22 protein-coding genes are annotated in these 22,227 nt (G+C 73.1%); 16 read left to right on the top strand and 6 right to left on the bottom strand.

The window, feature by feature from the left end; translation table 11 throughout:
* Positions 1-2: 2 nt before the first annotated feature.
* On the bottom strand, positions 3-407 hold the full coding sequence (locus AB0M80_RS37570) for a nitroreductase family deazaflavin-dependent oxidoreductase (protein ID WP_364574469.1): 405 nt from the start codon (positions 405-407) through the stop codon (positions 3-5).
* 217 nt (positions 408-624) lie between these two features.
* On the opposite strand from AB0M80_RS37570, the gene AB0M80_RS37565 reads away from it, so the two are divergent.
* From AB0M80_RS37565 to AB0M80_RS37520, 10 genes are all read left to right on the top strand, one after another.
* A complete protein-coding gene (locus AB0M80_RS37565; protein ID WP_364574467.1) occupies positions 625-1,665 on the top strand; it encodes a LacI family DNA-binding transcriptional regulator in 1,041 nt (346 codons plus the stop codon).
* A gap of 83 nt (positions 1,666-1,748) precedes the next feature.
* Positions 1,749-2,882 carry a DUF993 family protein gene (locus AB0M80_RS37560; RefSeq protein ID WP_364574464.1) on the top strand — a complete coding sequence of 378 codons (1,134 nt, stop codon included), beginning with the start codon at positions 1,749-1,751 and terminating at the stop codon, positions 2,880-2,882.
* A complete protein-coding gene (locus AB0M80_RS37555) occupies positions 2,882-3,694 on the top strand; it encodes a sugar phosphate isomerase/epimerase family protein (RefSeq protein WP_364574462.1) in 813 nt (270 codons plus the stop codon). The genes AB0M80_RS37560 and AB0M80_RS37555 overlap by 1 nt, the downstream gene beginning before the upstream one ends.
* A gap of 53 nt (positions 3,695-3,747) precedes the next feature.
* Positions 3,748-4,413 carry an IclR family transcriptional regulator gene (locus AB0M80_RS37550; RefSeq protein ID WP_364574460.1) on the top strand — a complete coding sequence of 222 codons (666 nt, stop codon included), beginning with the start codon at positions 3,748-3,750 and terminating at the stop codon, positions 4,411-4,413.
* Between the two features lie 47 nt (positions 4,414-4,460).
* Positions 4,461-5,171 carry a response regulator transcription factor gene (locus AB0M80_RS37545; RefSeq protein ID WP_364574458.1) on the top strand — a complete coding sequence of 237 codons (711 nt, stop codon included), beginning with the start codon at positions 4,461-4,463 and terminating at the stop codon, positions 5,169-5,171.
* A 2-nt stretch (positions 5,172-5,173) separates the two neighbouring features.
* Positions 5,174-6,472, top strand: a complete 1,299-nt coding sequence (locus AB0M80_RS37540; protein WP_364574456.1) for a HAMP domain-containing sensor histidine kinase — start codon at positions 5,174-5,176, stop codon at positions 6,470-6,472.
* A 122-nt stretch (positions 6,473-6,594) separates the two neighbouring features.
* Positions 6,595-7,986, top strand: coding sequence for an amino acid permease (locus AB0M80_RS37535; protein ID WP_364574454.1), 1,392 nt, complete (start codon positions 6,595-6,597; stop codon positions 7,984-7,986).
* The gene (locus tag AB0M80_RS37530) at positions 7,983-8,738 is read left to right on the top strand and encodes a carbon-nitrogen hydrolase family protein (RefSeq protein WP_364574452.1); all 756 of its coding nucleotides are present in this window, start codon (positions 7,983-7,985) and stop codon (positions 8,736-8,738) included. Before AB0M80_RS37535 ends, AB0M80_RS37530 begins: the two co-directional genes overlap by 4 nt.
* Positions 8,735-10,426 (top strand): NAD(P)/FAD-dependent oxidoreductase, encoded by a 1,692-nt coding sequence (locus tag AB0M80_RS37525; RefSeq protein WP_364574450.1) that lies wholly within the window; start codon positions 8,735-8,737, stop codon positions 10,424-10,426. The genes AB0M80_RS37530 and AB0M80_RS37525 overlap by 4 nt, the downstream gene beginning before the upstream one ends.
* A gap of 91 nt (positions 10,427-10,517) precedes the next feature.
* The gene (locus AB0M80_RS37520; protein WP_364574448.1) at positions 10,518-11,162 is read left to right on the top strand and encodes a TetR/AcrR family transcriptional regulator; all 645 of its coding nucleotides are present in this window, start codon (positions 10,518-10,520) and stop codon (positions 11,160-11,162) included.
* A gap of 96 nt (positions 11,163-11,258) precedes the next feature.
* Here AB0M80_RS37520 and AB0M80_RS37515 read toward each other — a convergent pair whose 3' ends face one another.
* Positions 11,259-12,002: a TetR family transcriptional regulator gene (locus AB0M80_RS37515; protein ID WP_364574446.1), complete on the bottom strand. Its 744-nt coding sequence runs from the start codon at positions 12,000-12,002 to the stop codon at positions 11,259-11,261.
* A gap of 67 nt (positions 12,003-12,069) precedes the next feature.
* On the opposite strand from AB0M80_RS37515, the gene AB0M80_RS37510 reads away from it, so the two are divergent.
* On the top strand, positions 12,070-12,942 hold the full coding sequence (locus AB0M80_RS37510) for an alpha/beta hydrolase (protein WP_364574444.1): 873 nt from the start codon (positions 12,070-12,072) through the stop codon (positions 12,940-12,942).
* A 296-nt stretch (positions 12,943-13,238) separates the two neighbouring features.
* Here the strand turns inward: AB0M80_RS37510 and AB0M80_RS37505 are convergent, their stop codons facing one another.
* Positions 13,239-14,477 carry a helix-turn-helix domain-containing protein gene (locus tag AB0M80_RS37505; RefSeq protein WP_364574443.1) on the bottom strand — a complete coding sequence of 413 codons (1,239 nt, stop codon included), beginning with the start codon at positions 14,475-14,477 and terminating at the stop codon, positions 13,239-13,241.
* Positions 14,478-14,588: 111 nt separating this feature from the next.
* On the opposite strand from AB0M80_RS37505, the gene AB0M80_RS37500 reads away from it, so the two are divergent.
* Positions 14,589-15,434: an SGNH/GDSL hydrolase family protein gene (locus AB0M80_RS37500; protein WP_364574521.1), complete on the top strand. Its 846-nt coding sequence runs from the start codon at positions 14,589-14,591 to the stop codon at positions 15,432-15,434.
* On the opposite strand, the gene AB0M80_RS37495 is transcribed toward AB0M80_RS37500, so the two are convergent.
* The 3 genes from AB0M80_RS37495 to AB0M80_RS37485 form a co-directional block, all read right to left on the bottom strand.
* Positions 15,424-15,942 (bottom strand): pyridoxamine 5'-phosphate oxidase family protein, encoded by a 519-nt coding sequence (locus AB0M80_RS37495; RefSeq protein WP_364574441.1) that lies wholly within the window; start codon positions 15,940-15,942, stop codon positions 15,424-15,426. The genes AB0M80_RS37500 and AB0M80_RS37495 overlap by 11 nt on opposite strands.
* On the bottom strand, positions 15,939-16,928 hold the full coding sequence (locus tag AB0M80_RS37490; RefSeq protein WP_364574439.1) for an LLM class F420-dependent oxidoreductase: 990 nt from the start codon (positions 16,926-16,928) through the stop codon (positions 15,939-15,941). Before AB0M80_RS37490 ends, AB0M80_RS37495 begins: the two co-directional genes overlap by 4 nt.
* A gap of 391 nt (positions 16,929-17,319) precedes the next feature.
* Positions 17,320-18,792: a carotenoid oxygenase family protein gene (locus AB0M80_RS37485; RefSeq protein ID WP_364574436.1), complete on the bottom strand. Its 1,473-nt coding sequence runs from the start codon at positions 18,790-18,792 to the stop codon at positions 17,320-17,322.
* A gap of 199 nt (positions 18,793-18,991) precedes the next feature.
* Here AB0M80_RS37485 and AB0M80_RS37480 point away from each other — a divergent pair, with 199 nt between their 5' ends.
* From AB0M80_RS37480 to AB0M80_RS37465, 4 genes are all read left to right on the top strand, one after another.
* On the top strand, positions 18,992-19,948 hold the full coding sequence (locus AB0M80_RS37480; protein WP_364574434.1) for a winged helix-turn-helix transcriptional regulator: 957 nt from the start codon (positions 18,992-18,994) through the stop codon (positions 19,946-19,948).
* Positions 19,949-20,030: 82 nt separating this feature from the next.
* Positions 20,031-20,216 carry a DUF5302 domain-containing protein gene (locus AB0M80_RS37475; protein ID WP_308674135.1) on the top strand — a complete coding sequence of 62 codons (186 nt, stop codon included), beginning with the start codon at positions 20,031-20,033 and terminating at the stop codon, positions 20,214-20,216.
* A 101-nt stretch (positions 20,217-20,317) separates the two neighbouring features.
* Entirely contained in the window at positions 20,318-21,538 is a 1,221-nt protein-coding gene (locus tag AB0M80_RS37470; RefSeq protein WP_364574432.1) for a histidine kinase, read from the top strand.
* Positions 21,535-22,200, top strand: coding sequence for a response regulator transcription factor (locus AB0M80_RS37465; protein ID WP_364574430.1), 666 nt, complete (start codon positions 21,535-21,537; stop codon positions 22,198-22,200). Before AB0M80_RS37470 ends, AB0M80_RS37465 begins: the two co-directional genes overlap by 4 nt.
* Positions 22,201-22,227 lie beyond the last annotated feature (27 nt).

The following is a 22,227-nucleotide window of genomic DNA, read 5'->3' as shown; positions in this document are numbered from 1 at the left end:
AGTCACTGCCGCTCGAGCACCACCACCGGGATTTCGCGGTCGGTCTTCTTGGCGTACTCGTTGTAGTCCGGCCAGACGGCGGCGAGCTTCTCCCACAGCTTCGCGCGCTCCTCGCCCTCGGCCGTGCGGGCGCGGGCCGTGAACTTGTCCGCCTTCACCTGGACGCCGACCTCGGGGTGCTCGAGGAGGTTGAAGTACCAGCCGGGGTGGTTCGGCGCGCCGCCCTTGGAGGCCACGATCACCGGGTTGCCGTCCACCTCCTGGTAGATCAGGGCGAACTTGCGCTCCTGCCCGGTCTTGCGGCCCTTGGTGGTCAGCACCAGCGTCGGGACGCCTTCCTTCCACTCGTGGCCGACTTCGCCGTCGGTCTCCTCGTAGCGGCGGACGTGCTCGTCACCGAACAGCATGCGTGGTTCCTTTCGCGGTCGATCAGCAGTGGCGGACTCACCACTTGCGGGTTCTCCTGGTTTTCAACACACGTGCCGCCACCGATCTTCCCCGCGCGATTCACTCGAACGGGTCAGGTCCCCCGGCCAGCGGCTTCTCCCGGCCCACCCCCCTCCCAGTAGATTGCACCGACCGAGCACGCCGAGAGACTCGAGACCGATCTTGGAGGAGCCAGCCATGAAGGCCCGGCCGCACGTGACACTCGAAGACGTGGCACGCAGCGCCAACGTCTCGCTCGCGACGGCGTCGCGGGTGCTCAACGGCACCGCGTCCGTCCGCGCCGACCTGCGGGAGCGGGTTTCCACCGCTGCGGCCGAGCTGGCCTACGCCCCCAACGCGCACGCCCAGGCCCTCGCCGGCGGCACCCATCGCACGGTCGGCGTGATCTGCCACGACGTCAGCGACCCGTACTTCGCCGCGATCGCGGGCGGGGTGATGCGGGTGGCCACCGACAACGGGCTGCTCGTGATGCTCGCCGGCACGTTCCGCGACCCGGACCGCGAGGTCGCCTACGTCTCGACGCTGCGCGCGCAGCGGGCCGCGGCGATCCTGCTCATCGGCTCGGCGTTCGAGGACCGGGCGTGGGAACGCGCGATGGCCGCCGAACTGGAGCCCTACCGCCGCGGCGGCGGCCAGGTCGCGGCGGTCAGCCGCCACCGCGGGCTCAAGATCGACACCGTGCAGCCGGACAACAAGGGCGGGGCCGCGGCGCTGGCGAAGGAGCTGGTCGGCCTCGGCCACAAGCGGTTCGCCGTGCTGGCCGGGCCGCGGCGGCTGAGCACCGTGATCGACCGGCTGGCCGGGTTCTCCGGCGAGCTCGCCGCGCACGGCATCGAACTGCGCGACGACGACGTCATCGAGGGCGCGTTCAGCCGCGACGGCGGCTACGAGGCGACGAAGCAGCTGCTCGCCGGCCGCAAGCGCAAGCTGCCGACCTGCCTGTTCGCCGTCACCGACGTGATGGCGATCGGCGCGCTGACGGCGTTGCGGGAGGAAGGCCTGTCCGTGCCCGGGGACATTTCGGTGGCCGGCTTCGACGACATCCCGGTGGTCCGCGACCTGGCCCCGGCGCTGACCACGGTCCGGCTGCCGCTGGAAGAGCTCGGCGAACGGGCGATGGAAATGGCGATCAAGGGCGCCGCGGGCTCCCGGCCGCGGACGGTCCGGCTGTCCGGCGAGGTCGTCCTGCGCGAAAGCACCGGCCGCCCCAAGCGCTGACCCGCACCGGGCCTTGCCGCGGGCGCGGCACAGGCCCTACCGTGGATTGAGAAAGCGCTTTCTGAGCCATTCGGAGGTCCTCGATGCTCGTGCTCCCGGCTCCCGGCGGCGAGCTCCTGAACTGGTCGCCGTCCGGGCCACGGCCCCCCGAACCCCCGAAGACGCCGCCGTCGTCGCGGGTCGCCTACGCCGCCGCGCACGTCGTCGCGGACGCGCTGGCCGACGAGCCCTACGCCGTGGACTGGGACACGACGCTGGCCTTCCGCGAGCACCTCTGGTCGTGCGGGCTGGGCGTCGCGGAGGCGATGGACACCGCGCAGCGCGGCATGGGCCTCGACTGGGCGACGACGCAGGAGCTGGTGTCCCGCACCGGCGCGGTCGCGGCCGGGCGGCGCTGGTGCGCCGGCGTCGGCACCGACCAGCTGCCGCCGGGGCCGGCCACCGTGGCGTCCATTGTGGACGCCTGGCGGGAGCAGCTCGACCTGGTCTCCCGCGCGGGCGCGGTCCCGGTCGTCATGGCCAGCCGTGCGCTGGCCGCGGCGGCCACCGGCCCGGACGACTACCACGCGGCGTACGGGAAGCTGCTGTCCGAGGCGAGCGGGCCGGTCCTGCTGCACTGGCTGGGCGAGCAGTTCGACCCCGCGCTGGCCGGCTACTGGGGCCACGCCGACGTCCGCGCCGCGGCCCGCGAGCTGGCCGCGCTCTGCGCCGAGCACGCGGGCGCGATCGCCGGGGTGAAGGTCTCGGTGCTGGACGCCGAGGTGGAGATCGAGTTCCGGCGGGCGCTCCCGGACAGCGTCGCCTGCTACACCGGCGACGACTTCAACTACCCCGAGCTGATCGCCGGGGACGCCGAAGGCCACAGCGAGGCCCTGCTCGGCATCTTCGACCCGATCGCCCCGGTCGCCGCGGCGGGGCTGCGTCGTCTGGGCGACGGCGACCGGGCCGGGTTCCGCGCCCTGCTCGACCCGACCGTGCCGCTGGCCCGCGAGATCTTCCGCGCGCCGACCCGGCACTACAAGACCGGCGTCGTGTTCCTGGCCCACCTCAACGGCCACCAGAACCACTTCCGGATGATCGCCGGGCAGGAGTCCGCGCGCACGATCACCCACCTCGCCACCCTGCTGCGGCTCGCCGACGAGGCCGGCGTGCTGGCCGACCCCGACCTGGCCGAGGCCCGGATGCGGCCGCTGCTGCAGGCCGCGGGGGTGGTGTGATGGACCCCCGGCTGAGCCTCAACCAGATCACCACCAAGTCCTGGTCGCTGCCCGAAGCCGTGGCCGGCTGCGCCGCGGCCGGTGTCGGCTGGATCGGGCTGTGGCGCGACAAGGTCGCCGAAACCGGCGTCGACGCAGCCGCGCGGCTGCTCAAGGAGCACGGTGTGCGGGTTTCCTCCCTGTGCCGCGGTGGGTTCTTCACCGGCGTGACGCCCGAGGGGTCCCCTGTGGACGGTGTGGGGCAGACCCGCGAGGCGATCGACGAGGCGGCCGCGCTCGGCGCCGACGTCCTCGTGCTGGTCGTGGGCGGGATCGCGGGCAACGACCTCGCCGCGTCCCGGCAGCGGGTCGCCGACGCCGTCGGTGAGCTCGCGCCGTACGCCGGGGAGCGCGGGGTGCGGCTGGGCCTGGAACCGCTGCACCCGATGCAGTGCGCGGACCGGTCGGTGCTGTCCACTGTGGACCAGGCGCTGGCCATCGCGGTGCAGCACCCGGCCGAGCAGGTCGGCGTGATCGTGGACGAGTTCCACGTCTGGTGGGACCCGCGGATCGAGGAGTCGATCGCCGCGGCCGCCGGCCGGATCACCGGGTTCCACGTGTGCGACGTCCTCGTGCCGCTGCCCGACCCGCTGCTGGGCCGCGCCCTGCCCGGCGACGGCCCGATCGACCACCGCCACCTGCGCGCGGCCGTCGAAGCCGCGGGCTACACCGGGCCGATCGAGGTCGAGGTGTTCAACGCGCAGCTGTGGGCCCGGCCGGGCGCGGAGGTGCTCGCCGAAACCGTTGCGGCGTTCGAGCGGTTCGTGGCCTGACCGGCCCGTCCGCCGATACGCTGTGGCCATCAGGCGGACGGGGGGGTCGCTCGATGACGGCGGAAGACGACGGAACGGTCCGGAGCGTCCTGCGCGCGTTCGACCTGCTCGCCCTCTTCACCGAACACCGCCGGACCTGGGCGGTCAAGGACCTCACCGCGGCCAGCGGCCTCGCGAAGACGACCGTGCTGCGGCTCGTCGCCACCTGTGAGCAACGCGGCGTGCTCTGGACGCGGCCCGACGGGCGCATCACCGTGGGGCCGGGGATGCTGCGCTGGGCGCAGCTGGCGAACACGGCGTGGCAACTGCCCGAGCCGGTCCGGCAAGTGCTGCGCGAGCTGGCGCGGGACTGCGGCGAGACGGTGCACCTGTACGTGCGCAGCACCACCGCGCTGGTCTGCGTGGCCCGGCAGGAGGGCTCCCGGGCCATCCGGTACGTGGGCCGGGTGGGTGACGAGCTGCCGCTCGGGTGCGGTGCCGCCGGCCGGGTCCTCACCGGCGCGGCCGCGGACGCCGCGGTCGGCCACGGCGAGCCGGAGACGGGCGCGTCGAGCGTCGCCGCCCCGGTGCACGACGGCGACGGACGGGTGCTGGCCGCGCTGGCGATCACCGGACCCACCAGCCGGTTCGGGACCGCGGAGATCGCTGCGTTGACCGATGCCGTCACCGGCGCCTCACGGCGGATATCGCGGATCGGGCTCGGGACGCGAACGGAATAGGCCACAATCATCCGGCTTCCGCCGGCCCGTTGGTTAGGCTGCCCGGCATGCCCGACCTGCTGGTAGTGGAAGACGACGCGGCGATCGGCAGCGTGCTCGAATCGACCCTGCGGCTGCACGGTCACCACGTGTGCTGGCGCCGCGACGGGCGGACCGCCCTGCAGGCCGCCGAAGCCGATGACTTCGACCTCGTGCTGCTCGATCTGGGCCTGCCCGACCTCGACGGCGTCGAGGTCTGCCGCCGGCTGCGGGCCGCGCTGCCCGCCGCCGTGCTGGTCATCCTCACCGCGCGGCAGGAGGAGATGGACGTCGTCGTCGGCCTCGACGCCGGGGCCGACGACTACCTCACCAAGCCGATCCGGCTGGGCGAGCTGCTGGCCAGGGTGCGGGCGCACCTGCGGCGAGGCACGCCGGCCACGGCCCGGCCCCCGGTGACGATCGGCGAGCTGACCGTCGACATCGCCGGCCGCCGCGCCACCCTCGGCGGGCGCGAGGTGGTGCTGCGCGCCAAGGAGTTCGACCTGCTGGCCCGGCTCGCCGAGCAGCCCGGCGTCGCGGTCAGCCGCGACACCCTGATGTCCGAGGTCTGGGACGCGCACTGGTACGGCTCGACGAAGACGCTGGACGTGCACATCGCGGCGGTGCGCCGCAAGCTCGCGGCCGCGGCGGGACCCGACGCCGACGTGCCGCGGATCGCCACCCTGCGCGGGCACGGCTACCGGCTGGAAGACCCCGCCCGTACCGTCGCCGAGGGGTAGCCGTGCGCCGCCGGATCATTTCGCTGACGGTACTGGCCGCTCTGGTCTCGACCGTGCTCTTCGCGCTGCCGCTGGGCTTCGCGGTGTGGCAGTACTACCACGACGACACCAAGAGCGATCTGGAACGAGCCGCGGACGCCACCGCGCTCGCCGTGTCGGAAGACCTGAACGCCGGGCGGACGCCGACCTTGCCGGCCCTCGACGAGGAGGACGACGAAGCCGACGGCGAGGTCGGGATCTACGCCCCGGACGGGCGGCTGCTCGCCGGACGCGGCCCCGCCGTCGCCGGCCCGGTCGAGCGGCAGGCGGCGAAGGCCACGGCGGACGTCGTCATCGGCCGCGAAGACGACGAAATGGCGCTGGCGGTGCCGGTGGTCAGCGGCTCCCGGTTGACCGGCGTGGTCCGCGCCGCGCTGCCGCTGGGTCAGCTGCGGCTGCGGATCCTGCTGACCTGGGTCGGCATGGCCGGGCTCGCGGTCGCGGCGACCGGGGTGAGCTGGCTGATGGCCCGGCGGTCCACCATCCGGCTGGTGCGGCCGCTGGAAGAGCTCGCCGCCGCGGCCGAGCGGCTCGGGGACGGTGACTTCACCGCCCGCGGCCCGCGGGCCGGGATCGCCGAGATCGACCGGGTCGGCGAGGCACTGGGCGCCACCGCGGCCCGGATCGGCGAGACACTGGAGCGCGAGCGCGCGTTCTCCGCCGAGGCGTCGCACCAGCTGCGGACCCCGCTGACCGGGCTGCGCCTGCAGCTCGAAGCCGCGGTGGAAACGCCGTCCGCGGACCCGTACGCGGCGATCCGCGCCGGCATCGCGTCCGCCGACCGGCTGGAACGGACCATCGACGACCTGCTGGCGCTGGGCCGGGAACGGCGGGCGCCCCGCGCGGAGCTCGACCTCGACGCCGTCCTCGACGAGCTCCGGCAGGCCGGCGAAGCCCTGCTCGGGCCGCGGGGGCGGATGCTGCGGATCCGCCGGGAGGACCCGCCGCCGGCGCACGTGGCGGCCGCGGCGGTCCGGCAGGTCCTCGGCGTGCTGCTGGACAACGCCGTGACGCACGGGCGCGGCACGGTCACGGTGCTGGCCCGCGACGCCGGCGACGCGCTCGCCATCGACGTCGCCGACGAGGGCCCCGACCTGGGCGAGAGGGACCCGTTCGCGACCGCGCCGAGCGGCCACGGGATCGGCCTGCGGCTCGCCCGCAGCCTCGCCGAAGCCGAAGGCGGCCGGCTGCGGCTGAGCCGCCCCGACCCGCCGACGTTCACCCTCCTCCTGCCCGCCGACCAACCGGCCGCTCCGGCGTGACTGAGGCCTCGGAACGATTCGCCGGGATCCGACCACGCTGTGCAATGAATCACCTGTGATTCATCTTTACGTGCAATGTTCTCGTGTTTTGCGGGCCGGGGACGGCCGATACCGTCGTCGGCATGACTTTGCGAGCCGCGGCGGTGCGGCGGAAACCGGTCGCCGACCTGGTCGCCGAAGGTGATCATGGCACGTTGCAGCGGTCGCTCGGCCTCGGGCAGCTCACCATGCTCAGCATCGGGGCCACGCTGGGCAGCGGCATCTTCGTCGTGCTCGGCGAAGCCGTCCCGGTGGCCGGCCCGGCGGTGGTGCTCTCCTTCGTGCTCGCCGGGGTCACCGCGTTGTTCTCGGCCCTGTCCTACGCCGAGCTCGCGGGGATGATCCCGCTGTCGGGCTCGTCGTACTCCTACGCGTACGCCACGCTCGGCGAGCTGGTCGCCTGGGTCTGCGGCTGGTGCCTGGTCCTCGAATACGGCGTCTCGGTGGCGTCGGTGGCCGTCGGCTGGGGCCAGTACCTCAACGAACTGCTGCGACTGGCTTTCGGCTTCGCGATCCCGGACGCGCTGAGCGGGCCGCCGGGCTCGGGTGGCGTCGTCAACATGCCCGCCATCCTCGTCGTGGTCCTCGCGATGGTCCTGCTGCTGTCCGGCACGAAGGAAAGCGCGCGGGCCAACGCGATCATGGTCGCGGTCAAGATCGCGACGCTGGTGCTGTTCTGCGTGATCGCCTTCGGCGCGGTGCAGGCGAAGAACTTCACGCCGTTCCTGCCGCTCGGACTGGCCGGGCTGAGCGCCGGCGGCGCCAAGCTGTTCTTCTCCTACATCGGCTTCGACGCGGCGTCGACCGCCGGTGAGGAGGCGAAGAACCCGCAGCGGGACCTGCCGCGGGCGATCCTGCTCTCGCTCGGCATCGTCACCGTGCTGTACTGCCTGGTCGCCGTGGCCGCCGTCGGCGCGCTGCCGTGGCAGCGGTTCGACGGCCAGGAGGCCGCGCTGTCGCACGTGCTCGACGCCGTTTCGGACAACCCGTTCTGGGCCGGGCTGCTCGCCGTCGGCGCGCTCGTGGCGATCGCCAGCGTCGTGCTGACCGTCCTCTACGGACAGACCCGCATCCTGTTCGCGATGTCGCGCGACGGCCTGGTCCCCGCCGCCTTGTCCCGGGTGGACGCGAAGACCGGCTCGCCCCGAATCAACACCCTCGTCGTCTCCGGCTTCGTCGCGGTACTGGCCGCCTTCATCCCGCTGGGGAAGCTGGCCGACGCCACCAGCATCGGCACGCTGTTCGCGTTCGGGCTGGTCAACGTCGCGGTCCTGCTGCTGCGGCGGCGGCAGCCGGCCGCCGCCCGCTCGTTCCGCGTGCCGTTCTCGCCGGTCACGCCGATCCTGGGCGTGCTCTGCTGCGCGTACCTGATGCTGAGCCTCGACGGCGCGACCTGGGTGGTCTTCGGCGCGTGGATGGCCTTGGGCCTGCTGCTCTACTTCGGCTACGGGATCCGGAAGTCGAGGCTGGCATGAGGATCGCCGTCCACCAGGGGCCCTTCGCCGACCTCGCGCGGGTTGCGGCCGGAACCCGCGCCGACCTCGTCGTCACGGCGGAGATGGGCACCACCGGCTACCACATCGGCGCGCGCACGCACGAGCTCGCCGAGCCGGCCGACGGACCCACCGCGGCCCGGATGTCGGCGCTGGCGCGGGAAACCGGTGTCGCGCTGGCCTACGGCTACCCGGAAGCCGACGGCGAGCGCGTCCACAACAGCGTCCAGCTCGTCGACGCCACCGGGCGGCGGCTGGCGAACTACCGCAAGACGCACCTGTTCGGCGAGCTCGACAAGGCGTGGTTCACCCCCGGCGACGAGCCGGTGGTGCAGGCGGACCTCGGCGGTGTCCGGGTCGGGCTGCTGATCTGCTACGACGTCGAGTTCCCGGAGCTGGTCCGCGCGCACGCGCTCGCGGGCACCGAGCTCCTGGTCGTGCCGACCGCGCTGATGAGCCCGTACGAGATCGTCGCCGACACGCTCGTACCCGCGCGGGCCTACGAAAGCCAGCTGTTCGTCGCCTACGCGAACCGCTGCGACACCGAGCGGGAGCTGACCTACTGCGGGCGGTCCTGCGTCGTGGCCCCGACCGGCGAGGTGCTCGCCCGCGCCGGCGCCGGGCCCGAGGTGATCGCCGCCGACGTCACGCGGGACGCGCTGGCCGCGTCCCGTCGGGAAAACACCCACCTGGCCGACCGACGGCCCGAACTGTACCGGGGAACCACCGCATGACCTCCGCCGTTCCGACCGCGCTCCACCACGACGAACCGGCGGGCCGCCCGATCACGATGTTCGGCCCGGACTTACCGTTCGCCTACGACGACTACCTCGCCCACCCCGCCGGGCTGGGCTCGGTGCCCGCCCACCGGCACGGCACCGAGGTGGCCGTGATCGGCGGCGGTCTCTCCGGCATCGTCACCGCGTACGAGCTGATGAAACTGGGCCTGCGGCCGGTGGTGTACGAAATCGCCGAGCTCGGCGGCCGGCTGCGCACGGTCCGGTTCCCCGGCTGCCCGGACGACGTCGTCGCCGAAATGGGCGCGATGCGCTTCCCGCCCGCGTCGACCGCGCTGTTCCACTACATCGACAAGGCCGGGCTCACCACGACGCCGTTCCCGAACCCGCTGGCGCCGGGCACGCCGAGCACCGTCGTCGACATGAAGGGGCAGAGCCACTACGCGCGCACCCCCGAAGACCTGCCCGCCGTCTTCCGCGAAGTCGCCGAGGCCTGGGACCGGACGCTGGCCGAGCACGCCTCCTTCGCCGAGATGCAGACCGCGATCCGGGACCGGGACGCGAAGACGATCAAACGGCTGTGGAACGACCTCGTCCCGCGGCTGGACAACCAGACCTTCTACGGGTTCCTCTGCGACTCCCCCGCGTTCGCCTCCTTCCGCCACCGCGAGATCTTCGGCCAGGTCGGCTTCGGCACGGGCGGCTGGGACACCGACTTCCCGAACTCCATCCTGGAGATCCTGCGGGTCGTCTACACCGGGGCCGACGACGAGCACCGCAGCATCGTCGGCGGCAGCAGGCAGCTCCCGCTGCGGTTGTGGGAGCACGCCCCGGAAGACCTCGTTTTCTGGCCGGCGGGCACGAGCCTGAGCACGCTGCACGGCGGACGGCCGCAACCGGGCGTCGCGCGGCTGCACCGCACCGCGCCCGGCAACATCACCGTGACCGACACCTCCGGGCACATCAAGACGTTCCCGGCGGCGGTGTTCACCGCGCAGAGCTGGATGCTGCTGTCGAACATCGAGTGCGACGAAGCGCTGTTCCCGATCGACCACTGGACGGCGATCGAGCGCACGCACTACATGGCGTCGTCGAAGGTGTTCGTGCCGGTCGACCGGCCGTTCTGGCTGGACCGCGACCCGGCGACCGGCCGCGACGCGATGAGCATGACCCTCACCGACCGGATGCCGCGCGGCACCTACCTGCTCGGCGACGACCCGGACTCCCCCGCGGTGATCTGCCTGTCCTACACGTGGGCGGACGACTCGCTGAAGTGGCTGCCGCTGACGGTGGGCGAGCGGGTCGAGGTGATGCTGCAGTCGCTGCGGGAGATCTACCCCGGCGTCGACGTCCGGCGGCACATCACCGGCGACCCGGTGACCGTGTCGTGGGAAGCCGAACCGCACTTCATGGGCGCGTTCAAGGCGAACCTGCCCGGGCACTACCGCTACCAGCACCGGCTGTTCACGCACTTCGTGCAGGACGAACTGCCGTCGCGGTACCGGGGCCTGTTCCTGGCGGGTGACGACATCTCGTGGACGGCGGGCTGGGCCGAAGGCGCGGTGCAGACGGCGCTGAACGCGGTGTGGGGCGTGCTGCACCACTTCGGCGGGGAAACCGATCCGGCGAACCCGGGCCCGGGTGACGGCTTCGCGGACATCGCGCCGATCACGCTGCCGGACTGACCGTGCCCCGATCGTGGGATCGGGGTGGCAGCGCATCCGGCATCGTGCGCACTGACCTGCCCGGCGCAACGGCGCGTGCGACGATGGGCGGATGAACACCGAGCCGGCGCCGAGATGGCGAAGACTGGAACCGGACGAACGGAAGGAACAGATCTACACCTGTGCGGCGCGGCTCTTCGGTGAGCGCCCGTATTCCGCAGTGTCCACTTCGGACATAGCCGCGGCGGCTGGCGTCGCGCGGGGGCTGATCAACCACTACTTCGGCACGAAACGCGAGCTGTACCTGGAAATCATCCGCCGCGCGCTGACCGTGCCGCGGCTGGCCGTCGAAATCCTCCCCGACGGGCCGCTGGAACTGCGGGCCGACGTCGCCATCGAGTGGTTCCTCGACATGGTCACCAGCCAGGAGCGGATGTGGCTGGCCGCGATCGCGCCCGAAGGCATCGGCCGCGACCTCGAGGTGGAGCGCATCCTCGAAGAAGCCGACCGCGAATCCGCCGACCGCGTGCTGGAGGCCGTCGGGCTGTCCCGGCAGAGCGAACACGGGCCCGAGCTCAACGCGCTCGTGCGCGCGTTCGGCGGGATGGTCAAGTCGGCGGGCCGGGAATGGCTCGTGCGCCGGTCGCTGACCCGCGAGCAGGTGCACCTGCTGCTGGCGAAGTCGCTGGTGACGCTGGTCGGCGACATCTTCCCGGCCATCCAGGCGAAGCCGCCGCGCACCGCCGGTCGGGAGTAGACCGAAGCCCCCGGCGCCACGAGGGGGAGGAGGGCGCCAGGGGCTCCGGGTCGATGGCGGACCACCGACGCACGCCCACGGTACGCGGAAGCGCTGTCAAGTCGCTGTCAACCCGGCGCCGTCCGAATTGTGAAGTTCGTCCAGCCGGTGCGCGAGCCCGTCGAGACACCGCCGGACGGCGTAGTCGTAGAGCTGCGCGTAGTAGCTCGAGGCGAGGTCCGGGTCACCCATCAGGTCGTGCATCGCCGCGCCCAGCTCGGCCATCCCCGGCAGGTCGTCACGCCGACGGTAGGCGGCGTACGCCTCGGTGTTGTCCAGCCGCAGCGCGAGCGCACCGTCGCGGTCGTCCTCCATCGCGACGAACTGGCACGCGGTCATCACCAGCAGGTTGTAGGCCAGCACGCTCTCGCGGCCGAACCCGGCGGCCAGCAGCACGCCGATGCCCGCGTCGATGGTGCGCGTGGCCGCCTGGACGGACGGGCCGAACAGCGCCAGCCGCCGCGCGCAACCCGGGTAGGTCCGCAGCACCGCACGCAGGCCGTCCAGCAGCTCGGTGAACCACTCCTGCCACGGCAGCCGCTCGTCCGGCAGCTCCAGCAGCCCGACCACCCGGTCGACGACGGCGTTCACCACCGCGTCCCGGTCGCCGACGTGGTGGTAGATCACCGCCGGGTAGGCCTCGACCGCACGGGCGAGCTCCCGCAGCGTCCAGTTGTCCAGGCCGCGCTGGGCGGTGAGGGCCGTGGCCGCGCTGACGATGGAGTCGGCCGTCAGCGCCGGCAGTCCCGCCGCGGCCCGCGACCGGGGGCGCTGTCCCGTGCCCGAGGATGAGGTCGGCATGGGGGGTAACGGTAACCGCACCGCCCGGGCCGGTGCCAGCTCCGCGCGGGTACGGCAGGATCGGGGTATGGCACGCGCACAGGCCAACGGTCTCGAACTCGAGTACGACACATTCGGCGATCCGGTGGCCCCGCCGCTGGTCCTGGTGATGGGCCTCGGCGCCCAGATGATCACCTGGGAGGACGGTTTCTGCGAGCTGCTCGCCGGCCGCGGGTTCTTCGTCGTGCGTTACGACAACCGGGACGTCGGGCTCTCCACCTGGCTCGACCACCTGCCCCCGCCGGACATGGCCGCGCTCGCCGCCGGCGACCTGACGACCGCGCCGTACACGCTGGCGGACATGGCCGACGACGCCGTCGGCCTGTTCAACGCGCTCGGCATCGCGCAGGCGCACGTCGTGGGCGCGTCGATGGGCGGGATGATCGTGCAGCAGCTGGCCATCGACCACCCGGACCGGCTGCTGTCGGTCACGTCGATCATGTCGACCACCGGCGACCCGGCGGTCGGCCGGGCCGAGCCGTGGGCGCTGGCGATGCTGACCCGGCCGCCGGCGAACACCCGCGAGCAGGCCATCGCCGACAGCGTCGCGGGGTACCGGCGGCTCGGCTCCCCCGGCTACCCGGACGACGAGGCGTTCCTGCTGGCCAAGGCGGCCCTGCACTACGACCGCGCGCGCCACCCGGTGGGCACGCTGCGCCACGCGGCGGCGGTGGTCGCGTCCGGCGACCGCACCTCCCGGCTGCACGACGTACGGCTGCCGGCCCTGGTCGTCCACGGCGACGCCGACCCGCTGATCAACGTCAGCGGCGGCAAGGCGACGGCGGAGGCGATCCCCGGTGCGGAGCTGGTCGTGATCCCGGGCATGGGCCACAACCTGCCCCGCGCGGTCTGGCCGGAGCTCGCCGACGCGATCGCAGGCGTGACCGCGCGAAGTAAGTAAGCGTAAAGATCCCGGCGCCGGGTGTGGGGAATGTGTCCTGGCTCATGCGGTTCCCCCTCGCCCTCGCCGGACTGGTCCTCGCCCTCGGCCCTGGCCACCGGACTCCTCGCCCGCGCCGCCGTGTCGTCCATCCCGGTACGCGTGTCGTCCGTCCAGGTACGCGTGTCGTCCGTCCAGGTACGCGACTTCGCCGGCCGGGTCCTCCGGGGTCCCGTGATCGGGAGGTCGACTCGCGTGCTCGAAGGGACGACACGCGTACCTGGGTGGACGACACGCGTACCTGGGGGGACGACACGTCAGCCGCGGGCGAGCACCGCCCGGCGGGCGGCGGAAGCCGCGATGATGCGGGGCAGGCCGGCCGGGTGGAGCGGGTCGATGCCCGTCAGGTCGCGGATCCTGCGGAGGCGGTAGTCGACCGTGTTGGGGTGGACGTGGAGCTGGGCCGCCGTCCGGCGGCGGTTCGTGTCCAGGGCCAGGTACGCGTCCAGCGTCTCGACGAGCTCGGGGTGCGCCTCCAGCGGGTCGAGCGCCGCCGCGAGGCGGTCGCGGGCCGCGCCGGGGCGGGTCAGCTGGTACTCCACCAGGACGTCGTCGAGGCGGTACAGCCCCGGCGGGCGGCCGAACCAGCGCAGCACGTCCAGCACCTCGCCGGTCCGGCCCGCCACCACGCGGACCTCCGCTGGCGCCGCCGTCTCCGCCGCCGCCAGCACGGTCACGCCCGCCGCACGACCGGCGGCGTCGGCCAGCGCCTGCCATTCCGGCACCGAGGACAACCGGCCGATCAGCGGGAGCAGGACGAGCCCGCCCGGGCCGTCCAGGGACGCCAGCACCCCGTCGCCGCAGGCGTGTTCGAACGCCGCGAGGAACCGCCGGAGCTTGCGGCGGACGGCGATCTGGGCGTCCACGCCCGGCGACTCCTCGTCGGCGTGCGGCCCGAGCTCGACGCTCAGCACGAGGTACCGCGCCGGCAGGGTGATCCCGGCGCTGCGGGCGACGACGTCGACCGGGCCGCCGTCGACGAGCACCGACAGCAGCGTCCGGCGCGCGGTGTGCTCCTGCCCGACCTTCGTGCGCAGCTCCTCCAGGTAGCCGCGGGTGACCGCGCCGGTGACGGTGCCGACGAACGCCAGCACCCGGTCGGCCACGTCGAGCAGGTCGGCCACGTCCGCGCTGCCCGCCTCGGCGGCACCGACGGCGAAGATCTCCCGCGCGCCGACGTGGTAGGCGGTCAGCACGGCCTCCAGCGGGAAGCCTTCTTCCGCCCGGCGGACCGCGGACGCGCCGACCTGCCGCAGCTCGGCCGCGTTGAGCTCGCGGTCCTCGCGCAGGCTGCGCGCGAACGCCCGCACCGCCTGCCGGGTGATGCCCGCGATGTCGCCGGCCAGTTCCTCCACCGGCAGCCGCCGGTAGGCCGCGACTTCGGCCTGGATGCGCGCGAGCACCCGGGCGATCAGTTCGGGCTCCTCCCGGGTGAGCCGCTCGTGCACGCGCTGCCCTCCGAGGGTGAGGTCCCCGCCGCGCTTGTGCTCCGTCACAACCGATCCCCTCGTTCTCTGCCCGGATTCCCAGTCAATCCGGCCACGCCGGGTGCCGATGGTGTCACGGAGACCAGCAGCCGGCACAACGTCAAGGAGGACGGCGTGCGAGTGAGGACGACGGCGTTCATCGCGATCATGGTCACCGCGCTGGCGAGCGCGGCGGCGGGCCCAGCGGCGGCGAGCACCACCGGGGAGTACGTGGCGCTCGGGGATTCGGCGGCGGCCGGGCCGCTGATCCTGCCGCCCGACCTCTCCTCCCCCGGCTGCCTCCGGTCGCTGCTCGACTACCCGCACGTCGCCACGAAGGAACTCGGCGTGCCGCTGACCGATGTCACGTGCTCCGGCGCGACGACCGCGGACATGACCGCTCCGCAGCAGACGTCGTCCGGCGCGGTGCCGCCGCAGCTGAACGCGTTGAGCGAGCGGACCCGCACGGTGACCGTGACGATCGGCGGCAACGACGTCGGCCTGGTCGGCGCGGCGACGAGCTGCATCAACCTCCTGCCCGGCATCAACCCGGACTGCGTCGACCGGTACACCGCGGGCGGGCACGACCAGCTCGCCGAGAAGATCGCCGCGTTCGAGCCGGTGTGGGGTGAGCTGCTGGAGGCGATCCACACGCACGCGCCGAACGCCGCGGTCTACGTGGCCGGTTACGGCACCTACCTGCCGCACAACGGGTGCTGGCCGATCGCGCCGCTGACCCCGCGCGACGCGAACTACATCCAGGGCAGCATCGACAAGACCAACGCCGCCCTCGCCCGGCAAGCCGCGGCGCACGACGCGCACTACGTCGACGTCCGGACGGCCTCGATCGGGCACGACGTCTGCAAGCTGCCCGGCGTGAAGTGGTTCGAGGGCGTGCTCCCGACGTCGGTCGCCGCGCCGATGCACCCGAACGCCGACGGCATGGCCGCCATCGGCGGGCTGGTCGCCGCGGCGATCAGCGGCTGAAGTCCCAGCGGGCGGCGCCGTGGGGCTCGGCGGTGGCGACGCCGACGGCCCGGTGCAGCGTGAGCCGGTACAGGTGCCAGGGCGACGGCCCGGCGCTCGCCGCCATGAACGGGGCGGTGAACCCGCCGTCCACCACCGTCGCGGGCCAGCCGCCCTCGCGGTAGACGGCGGCCACCCGTTCCAGGGCCGCGGGATCGGTGACCCGGCGGGCCTCTCCTTCCATCGTGACGTCGAGGCCGCGCAGCCGCACCGACACGCTGCACGCCGGGTTCGCCGCGAGGTTGCGGGCCCGGCGCGTGCCCGGCCCGCTCACGAAGTACAGGGCGTCGTCCACCCAGATGGCGCCCACGCCGGCGGCGTGCGGCCGTCCGTCGGGGCGGACGGTCCCGACGAAGAACGTCAGGTCTTCCTTGGGGGTCTGGGTGGCGAGGAGCTCGCGCGCCCTGCTCCACGGCAGTGCCGCGGACCCGGATCGGTCGAGGCTGCGGGTTTTGCTCGGCTCGGTCATACCGGCGCGTCGAACGGGACGGCCGCGGATCGACATGCGGCCAGGGTTTTCGCCCCGGCGGGATCCTCGTCGCTCGTGGCCGGGACGATCGCCAGCTCGTCGATCCCGGCGGCGGCGTAGTCGCCGATCTTCGCCGCGATCTCGGTGCGGGACCCGAACAGCCCGACCGCGGCGATGGCTTCGGCGGGCACGGCGGCCAGGAGTTCGCGCGGGTGTGGCCGGGTGCGCGCGAAGTCGATCAGGTCGCCGAAACCCTCCGCGCGGAACATGTCCGCGTAGCCGGGCGCGGCGAGGTAACCGACCACGCCCCGGCGGAGCTGCTCGAGCGCCGACGCCGGCGGGTCGGCCGCGGCGACCACCCACGCGGCCACCGGCGGCGGCGTGGTTCCGGCGCGTTCGGCGGCGGCGCGGAGCCCGCGCACCAGCGTCGCCGCGGCCGCCGGGCTGACGAGGTTGACGACCATCCGGTCGGCGTGCCGCGCGGCGACGTCGAGCGCGCGCGGCCCGAACGCGGCGATCGTCAAGGGCGACTCCGGGGCGGGCAGCCGCAGCCGGTAGCCCCGCGAGCCGACCACCTTTCCGTCCACAGCCGACTTCTCGCCGGCCAGCAGCTGCCGGACCGCGCGTGCGGACTCCGCCAAGGCCGTGGCCGCACGGTCGCGGGACCGGCCGTGCCAGCCGCGCACCACGACGTCACTGGAGGTCCCGAGCGCGACGCCGGTCGCGCGGCCGGTCAGCGCCGCCACCGACGCGACGCCCATGGCGATCGTCGCCGGGTCCCGCACGGTCACCGCGAGAGGCCCGAAAGTCAGGGAGATCCGCGATGTGACCGCGCCGATCGCCGTACCGAGCGCGAAGGCGTCCCACGTCGCCATTTCGCCGATCCACAGCTCCGGGTAGCCCGCGGCCTCGGCGGCGCGGGCGGTGTCCAGCGCTTCCTCCGGCGGCCGGTCCTGCCAGAACCCCAGCGACACCGAAAGCCTCACGCGCGCCCTCCCGTAGTTCAAGGAACGAGCCGGTCCGCCGTCCCCGGAAGACGACGAACCGGCATCCAGCCCAAGGCCGCCCCGGCGAGCGGGTGCTCGCCGTATCCGGATGCGGTGGCACCCCGGTGCCCGGCAGGACACCCTACGGGGTGACGACCGGCCACGCCGTCTGCTCGCACCCCTCCGGCGAGCAGACCACGTGCCCGGGAACCGTCTCCGGGTGCACCGCACTCCGGTCGCGCGTCCGACCGGTGCGGTGTCGTTGTTTCGATCGGCCGGCGCGAGACCCTCCGGGTGGGCGCCCACCCGCTCTCCTCGAGCCGGCCGATCGTCTCCGCGGTGCACCATCCCCGCGCCCGGCGATCCCGGGCGCGACCCTCTCGACGGCGCGTCAGGTGCGGAGGTTGTCCAGCTGGTCCGCCCGGACCCAGGTCGCGTGGAATCCGAGCGGGACACGCTGGGGAAGCAGGACCCTGGCCACGGGTCCGGCAGCGAGGTCGGCGGCGTCGAAGACGTCCAGTTCCGAGCGTCCCTCACGCTCGTCCTGGACAAACGTCACCAGATACCCGTTCGTCGAATCGACGGGTGCTCCTTCGCGGGGTGCGAACGGAGCCTCACTGCCCCACCGGCCGGGACCGAACCGGTATTCGGTCTTGACGCCGGCAAGATTGTCGTGGCGCACCAGCCCGTCGAACTTCAGCGTCGACTCGGGCGAGATGTGCACCGTGTAGGAGTACCGGTTCCGCCGGCCGACGCCGCGGGCGTCGACGGTCGGGAACTCGGTGTTGTCGTCGTCGAGCGGGGTTTCGCGGCACGCGCCGGTCCGCAGGTCGAAGCGGTAGCGGTGCAGCGACGCGTCCAGCCGCAGGTAGGACAGCATCTTCGCGAGCGGGGTGTGCGCGTCGGCACGAGGCTGCGGGCGTTGCACGCGGCAGACGTCGAGGACGACCTCGTCACCGGCCTCCCACGCGTTGACGACGTGGTAGATGTAGCACGGGCTCGCTTCGAACCACCGAACCTGGCTACCGTTTCCGTAGCGTGGCAGTACCCCGAAGCGGCTCGGCATCGAGCGGTCGAAGTGCAGCTTGTGACGGCCCTGCTTCGCCGCCGCCAGGTCCTGGACCAGCGGCAGGTCCATCAGCACCGCGTAGTGCTCGGTGATGGCCATGTCGTGCGGCAGGCGCGGGCCCGGCAGCTCGATGTCGGTGGTGGTCACGGCCCGGCCGTCCGCACCGATCACGCCGTAGCGCAGGTACGGCGGGCGCGGCCCGTAGTCGAACCAGAACAGCTCGCCGGTGGCCTCGTCCACCTTGGGGTGCGCCATCATGTCGCCGGCCAGCGTGCCGAGGAAGTCCTCCGCACCCAGCGTCTCCAGCGAAAGCGGGTCCACCGCGTACGGCGAGCCGCACAGGTACCAGGTGGCGAGGATCCGGCCGCGGTGGAAGACCACGTCGGTGTTGGCGTTGTCCTTGAGCCCCAAACCGTGGGCGTTGCCGAACGGGTTGTCCTTCGGGTTCTCCATGACGCCGGTCCAGAGCGCCTGGCCCGCCGCGGACTCGGCTTCGAAGGCCTTGGTGCGGATCCAGCGGTTGCGGTAGCGGACCCGGCCGTTCTCCAGGTGGACCGCGTGGATCATGCCGTCGCCGTCGAACCAGTGGTGGCGCCCCTCCGGAGCGAACCGCGGGTTCGGGCCGTTGCGCAGGTAGACGCCGTTGAGGTCCTTCGGGATTTCGCCGATGACCTGCAGGTCTTCCGCGTCGATCTCGGTGCCGACCGGGGCGTACACGCCGAGCAGGTAGGGGTTGGCCTCGCCGGTGTCCGCCGTCCGGGCCACCATCAGCGGCTGTTCGGAAGTGCTGGTCATCGGGCTGCTCCCTGGCTGTGGGCCTCACTGCGCGAGCTGATGGAGAAGAGACTATGATTTGTGTACCCAGGTGTCAATAGGCTTCTTTTGGTGTAGTCAGGTACGCTGAGGCCGGGAGCAACGAGGGGGAAGTAGCGTGACCGAAGCGCCTGCACACCCGTCTTCCGGGGGTTCCGGGTGGCGGAGCCCCCGGCCCGGGGTGGAGCCCCGGCAATCACACCGCGTCCGCCCGGCGGGTGATCCGCTCCGGAGAGCGCTCGAACTCGTCGGCGACCAGTGGACGCTGCTCATCCTGCAGAGCCTGTTCCTGCGCTTCCGGCGCTACGAGGAGCTGCGGCTGCGGCTGGGCATCTCGCCGACGGCGTTGTCGGGACGGCTGCGGGACATGGTGGACGCGGGCATGCTCACCCGGGTGCCGTACCGGGACGCGCGCCGCACGCGGCACGAGTACCGGCTGACCGAGCGCGGCCTCGAACTGTGGCCGCTGCTCATCTCGATCTGGGCGTGGGAGCGCGAGTGGGTCGAAGGCCGCCGCGAGGTGCTGCCGACGCTGATCCACCTCGACTGCGAGCTGGCTACATCAGCGCCCCTCGGCTGCGCCGCCTGCAGCCGCCGGGTCGACGCGCGCGACGTCCGCGCGGAACGGCTCGACACCACCGGCGTCGCTGCCGCGACGGCGTCCAAGCGCTTCCGCCGCAAGGACGCCGAATCCCTCGCCGGCGACCCGCTGATGTTCTTCCCCGACACCATGGAGCTGCTCGGCGACCGGTGGTCGACCGGCCTGCTGGTCTCGGCACTGCTCGGCTGCCGGCACTTCTCGGAATTCGAGCGCGAGCTCGGCATCGGGCCGAGCGTGCTGTCGGGCCGGCTGAGCAAGCTCGTCGAGGTCGGCGTCCTGCGCACGGGCACGGCGGCGACCCGCACCGACGCCCGTGATTACCGGCTGACGGCGAAGGGCCTGGCGTTCTTCCCGGGGCTGGCGTTCATCGCCGAGTGGTCGCGCGGCTTCGAGGTGGCCGGCCAGGAGCCGGACATCACCCTGCACCACGTCGAATGCGGCGAACGGCTGCGCCCGATGCTGCTGTGCGACCACTGCGGCCGCCCGCTGACCCGCAAGTCGGTGCAGTTCGGCGGCGTGCCGTCCCCCAAACGCTGACGACGTGACCAAATCGACTCGCCAAGCGCCCCGGCCGATGCCAGGCTGGGGCGGTCACACGTCGTCATTTTCGGAGGTAAGCATGAGTGAACCGGATCCGTCGCCCAGCGGCGAGGAGGACGACGTCAAGCGCAAGTTCCGCGAAGCACTGGAGCGCAAGCAGGCCCACGCCCGGTCGGGCGCCGCCCACGAGAACGCGGGCGGCAAGAATCAGCACGCCCACGGCCCGGCGGCGAACAAGCGGACGTTCCGCCGCAAGAGCGGCTGACGCTCCGCCGGCTGCGGAGAGCTTCCGGAGGCCACCACGAACGTGCGTTCGTGGTGGCCTTCGGCGCACCCGGCGCGGGAACGACGTCCTAGGGTGGGCCGATGGCCGGTCGGGTGCGGTGGGGCGAGCTGTGGCGGGTCACGCGGTACGTCCTCGGCACCGGGGTCCGGCCCGAGGTGCGGGCCCGGTCGGCCGCTGTGGAGCGGTTGCGGACCGTCGCCGTGGCCGGCACCGGGCTCTGGAGCGCGTTCGTGGCGGTGCAGACGGCACCGCGGGAACTGGCCGGCCCGCTCGCGTTCGCCCTCGCCGCGGCGACCGCGGTGCCCGCGTTCGTCGCCGTCCGTTCGCCGTTGTGGGCCTGGCGGCTGCTGGTCGTGCTGATCGTGGCCACTCCGCCCGCGTACCCGGGCCTGCCGCGGTTGTGGGGCTGGCCGTGGTCACCGGGTCTGGCGCTGACGGCCGCGCTGGTCTGGTTCCTGCTCGCGGCGGGCCACGGGCAGGCCGTTCTGGTCGTGGCCGGCGTGGTCTCGGCCGCCGCGATGGGCGTCTGGGTCGAGGACTGGCGCGACCTGGCCCTGCTCGTGGTCCTGATGAGCGCGCTGCTGCTCGGGGGCAACGCGGTGCGTCAGCGGCGGGTCGCCGAACAGGAGAGCGCCGAACAGCAGCGAAGGCGGGCGGCGGAGGAGACCAGGGCCGCAGTCCTCGAGGAACGCGCGCGCATCGCCCGTGAGCTGCACGACGTGGTCGCCCACCACATGTCCGTGCTCGCGCTGCGCACCGGCTCCGCGCCTTACCGCTTCCCCGGCCTGCCGGACGACCTGCGTGCCGAGTTCGCCGAACTGACCGGGACGGCACGGGAAGGCATGGTCGAGATGCGCCGGCTGCTCGGCGTGCTGCGGACCGACAGCACCGCCGGACCGCTCGCGCCGCAGCCGGACGTCACCCGGGTGGCCGAGCTGGCGGAGCGGGTGCGTGCCCTCGGCGCCGCCTGCACGGTGCGGGTGGACGGTGACTTCGACGCGCTGCCCGCGGGCGTCGCGCTGTCCGCCTACCGGATCGTGCAGGAGGCGCTGAGCAACGCGGTCCGGCACGCGCCCGGGGCGGCGATCGACGTGGACCTGCGGGTCGGCGCCGGTTCCGTGCACGCGGCGGTGCGCAACGCCCCGGGCGGTCCCGGGCCGCCGGGACCACCCGGGCACGGACTGCTCGGCATGCGGGAGCGGGCCGCGATGCTCGGTGGCAGGCTGGTGGCCGGACCGACGGCCGACGGCGGGTTCGAGGTCACCGCGGACCTGCCGCTGGACCACGAGGAGAACGTGTGATTTCCGTGCTCATCGCCGACGACCAGACCATGGTCCGGCAGAGTTTCCGCGCCGTTCTCGACGCGCAGGACGACATCCGGGTCGCCGGCGAGGCCGCGGACGGCGCCGAAGCGGTGACGCGCTGCGCGGAACTTTCCCCGGACGTCGTGCTGATGGACGTCCGGATGCCGGGCGTGGACGGCTTGGAAGCCACTCGCCGCATCCTCGGCGCGGGTGGGGGCGTCCGCGTGCTGATGCTGACGACGTTCGACATCGACGAGTACGTCTACGGCGCGCTGCGTGCGGGGGCCAGCGGTTTCCTCCTCAAGGACGCGCCGCTGGACGACCTGGTCGTCGCGGTGCGCGTGGTCGCCGCGGGCAACGCCCTGTTCGCCCCGTCGGTCACCCGCAGGCTCATCGGCGAGTTCGCCGTCCGCGGCCTGGCCGCCGAGCCCGGTTCCCGGGGGCGGGCCGGGATCGCGGACCTGACCGAGCGCGAGACCGAGGTGCTCCGCCTGGTCGCGAAGGGCCTGTCCAACACGGAGATCGCCGAGACGCTGGTGATCGCCGAACAGACCGCGAAAACCCACGTCAGCCGGGTGTTCGCCAAGCTCGGCGCCCGTGACCGGGCGCAGGCGGTCGTGGCCGCCTACGAAGCGGGCATCGTGGTGCCCGGCCGGTGATACCGGGGTAGCACGCGGCGCCCGCGG

The sequence above is a fragment of the Amycolatopsis sp. NPDC051045 genome (assembly GCF_040682955.1).
Taxonomy (GTDB): domain Bacteria; phylum Actinomycetota; class Actinomycetes; order Mycobacteriales; family Pseudonocardiaceae; genus Amycolatopsis.
This window is presented reverse-complemented; position numbering and strand designations above follow the sequence as displayed.

Excerpts from the sequence above, each read along its gene's own strand:
- AB0M80_RS37570 (WP_364574469.1), bottom strand. The coding sequence starts at position 407 with ATGCTGTTCGGTGACGAGCACGTCCGCCGCTACGAGGAGACCGACGGC.
- AB0M80_RS37565 (WP_364574467.1), top strand. The coding sequence starts at position 625 with ATGAAGGCCCGGCCGCACGTGACACTCGAAGACGTGGCACGCAGCGCC.
- AB0M80_RS37560 (WP_364574464.1), top strand. The coding sequence starts at position 1,749 with ATGCTCGTGCTCCCGGCTCCCGGCGGCGAGCTCCTGAACTGGTCGCCG.
- AB0M80_RS37555 (WP_364574462.1), top strand. The coding sequence starts at position 2,882 with ATGGACCCCCGGCTGAGCCTCAACCAGATCACCACCAAGTCCTGGTCG.
- AB0M80_RS37550 (WP_364574460.1), top strand. The coding sequence starts at position 3,748 with ATGACGGCGGAAGACGACGGAACGGTCCGGAGCGTCCTGCGCGCGTTC.
- AB0M80_RS37545 (WP_364574458.1), top strand. The coding sequence starts at position 4,461 with ATGCCCGACCTGCTGGTAGTGGAAGACGACGCGGCGATCGGCAGCGTG.
- AB0M80_RS37535 (WP_364574454.1), top strand. The coding sequence starts at position 6,595 with ATGACTTTGCGAGCCGCGGCGGTGCGGCGGAAACCGGTCGCCGACCTG.
- AB0M80_RS37530 (WP_364574452.1), top strand. The coding sequence starts at position 7,983 with ATGAGGATCGCCGTCCACCAGGGGCCCTTCGCCGACCTCGCGCGGGTT.
- AB0M80_RS37525 (WP_364574450.1), top strand. The coding sequence starts at position 8,735 with ATGACCTCCGCCGTTCCGACCGCGCTCCACCACGACGAACCGGCGGGC.
- AB0M80_RS37520 (WP_364574448.1), top strand. The coding sequence starts at position 10,518 with ATGAACACCGAGCCGGCGCCGAGATGGCGAAGACTGGAACCGGACGAA.
- AB0M80_RS37515 (WP_364574446.1), bottom strand. The coding sequence starts at position 12,002 with ATGCCGACCTCATCCTCGGGCACGGGACAGCGCCCCCGGTCGCGGGCC.
- AB0M80_RS37510 (WP_364574444.1), top strand. The coding sequence starts at position 12,070 with ATGGCACGCGCACAGGCCAACGGTCTCGAACTCGAGTACGACACATTC.
- AB0M80_RS37495 (WP_364574441.1), bottom strand. The coding sequence starts at position 15,942 with ATGACCGAGCCGAGCAAAACCCGCAGCCTCGACCGATCCGGGTCCGCG.
- AB0M80_RS37485 (WP_364574436.1), bottom strand. The coding sequence starts at position 18,792 with ATGACCAGCACTTCCGAACAGCCGCTGATGGTGGCCCGGACGGCGGAC.
- AB0M80_RS37475 (WP_308674135.1), top strand. The coding sequence starts at position 20,031 with ATGAGTGAACCGGATCCGTCGCCCAGCGGCGAGGAGGACGACGTCAAG.
- AB0M80_RS37470 (WP_364574432.1), top strand. The coding sequence starts at position 20,318 with ATGGCCGGTCGGGTGCGGTGGGGCGAGCTGTGGCGGGTCACGCGGTAC.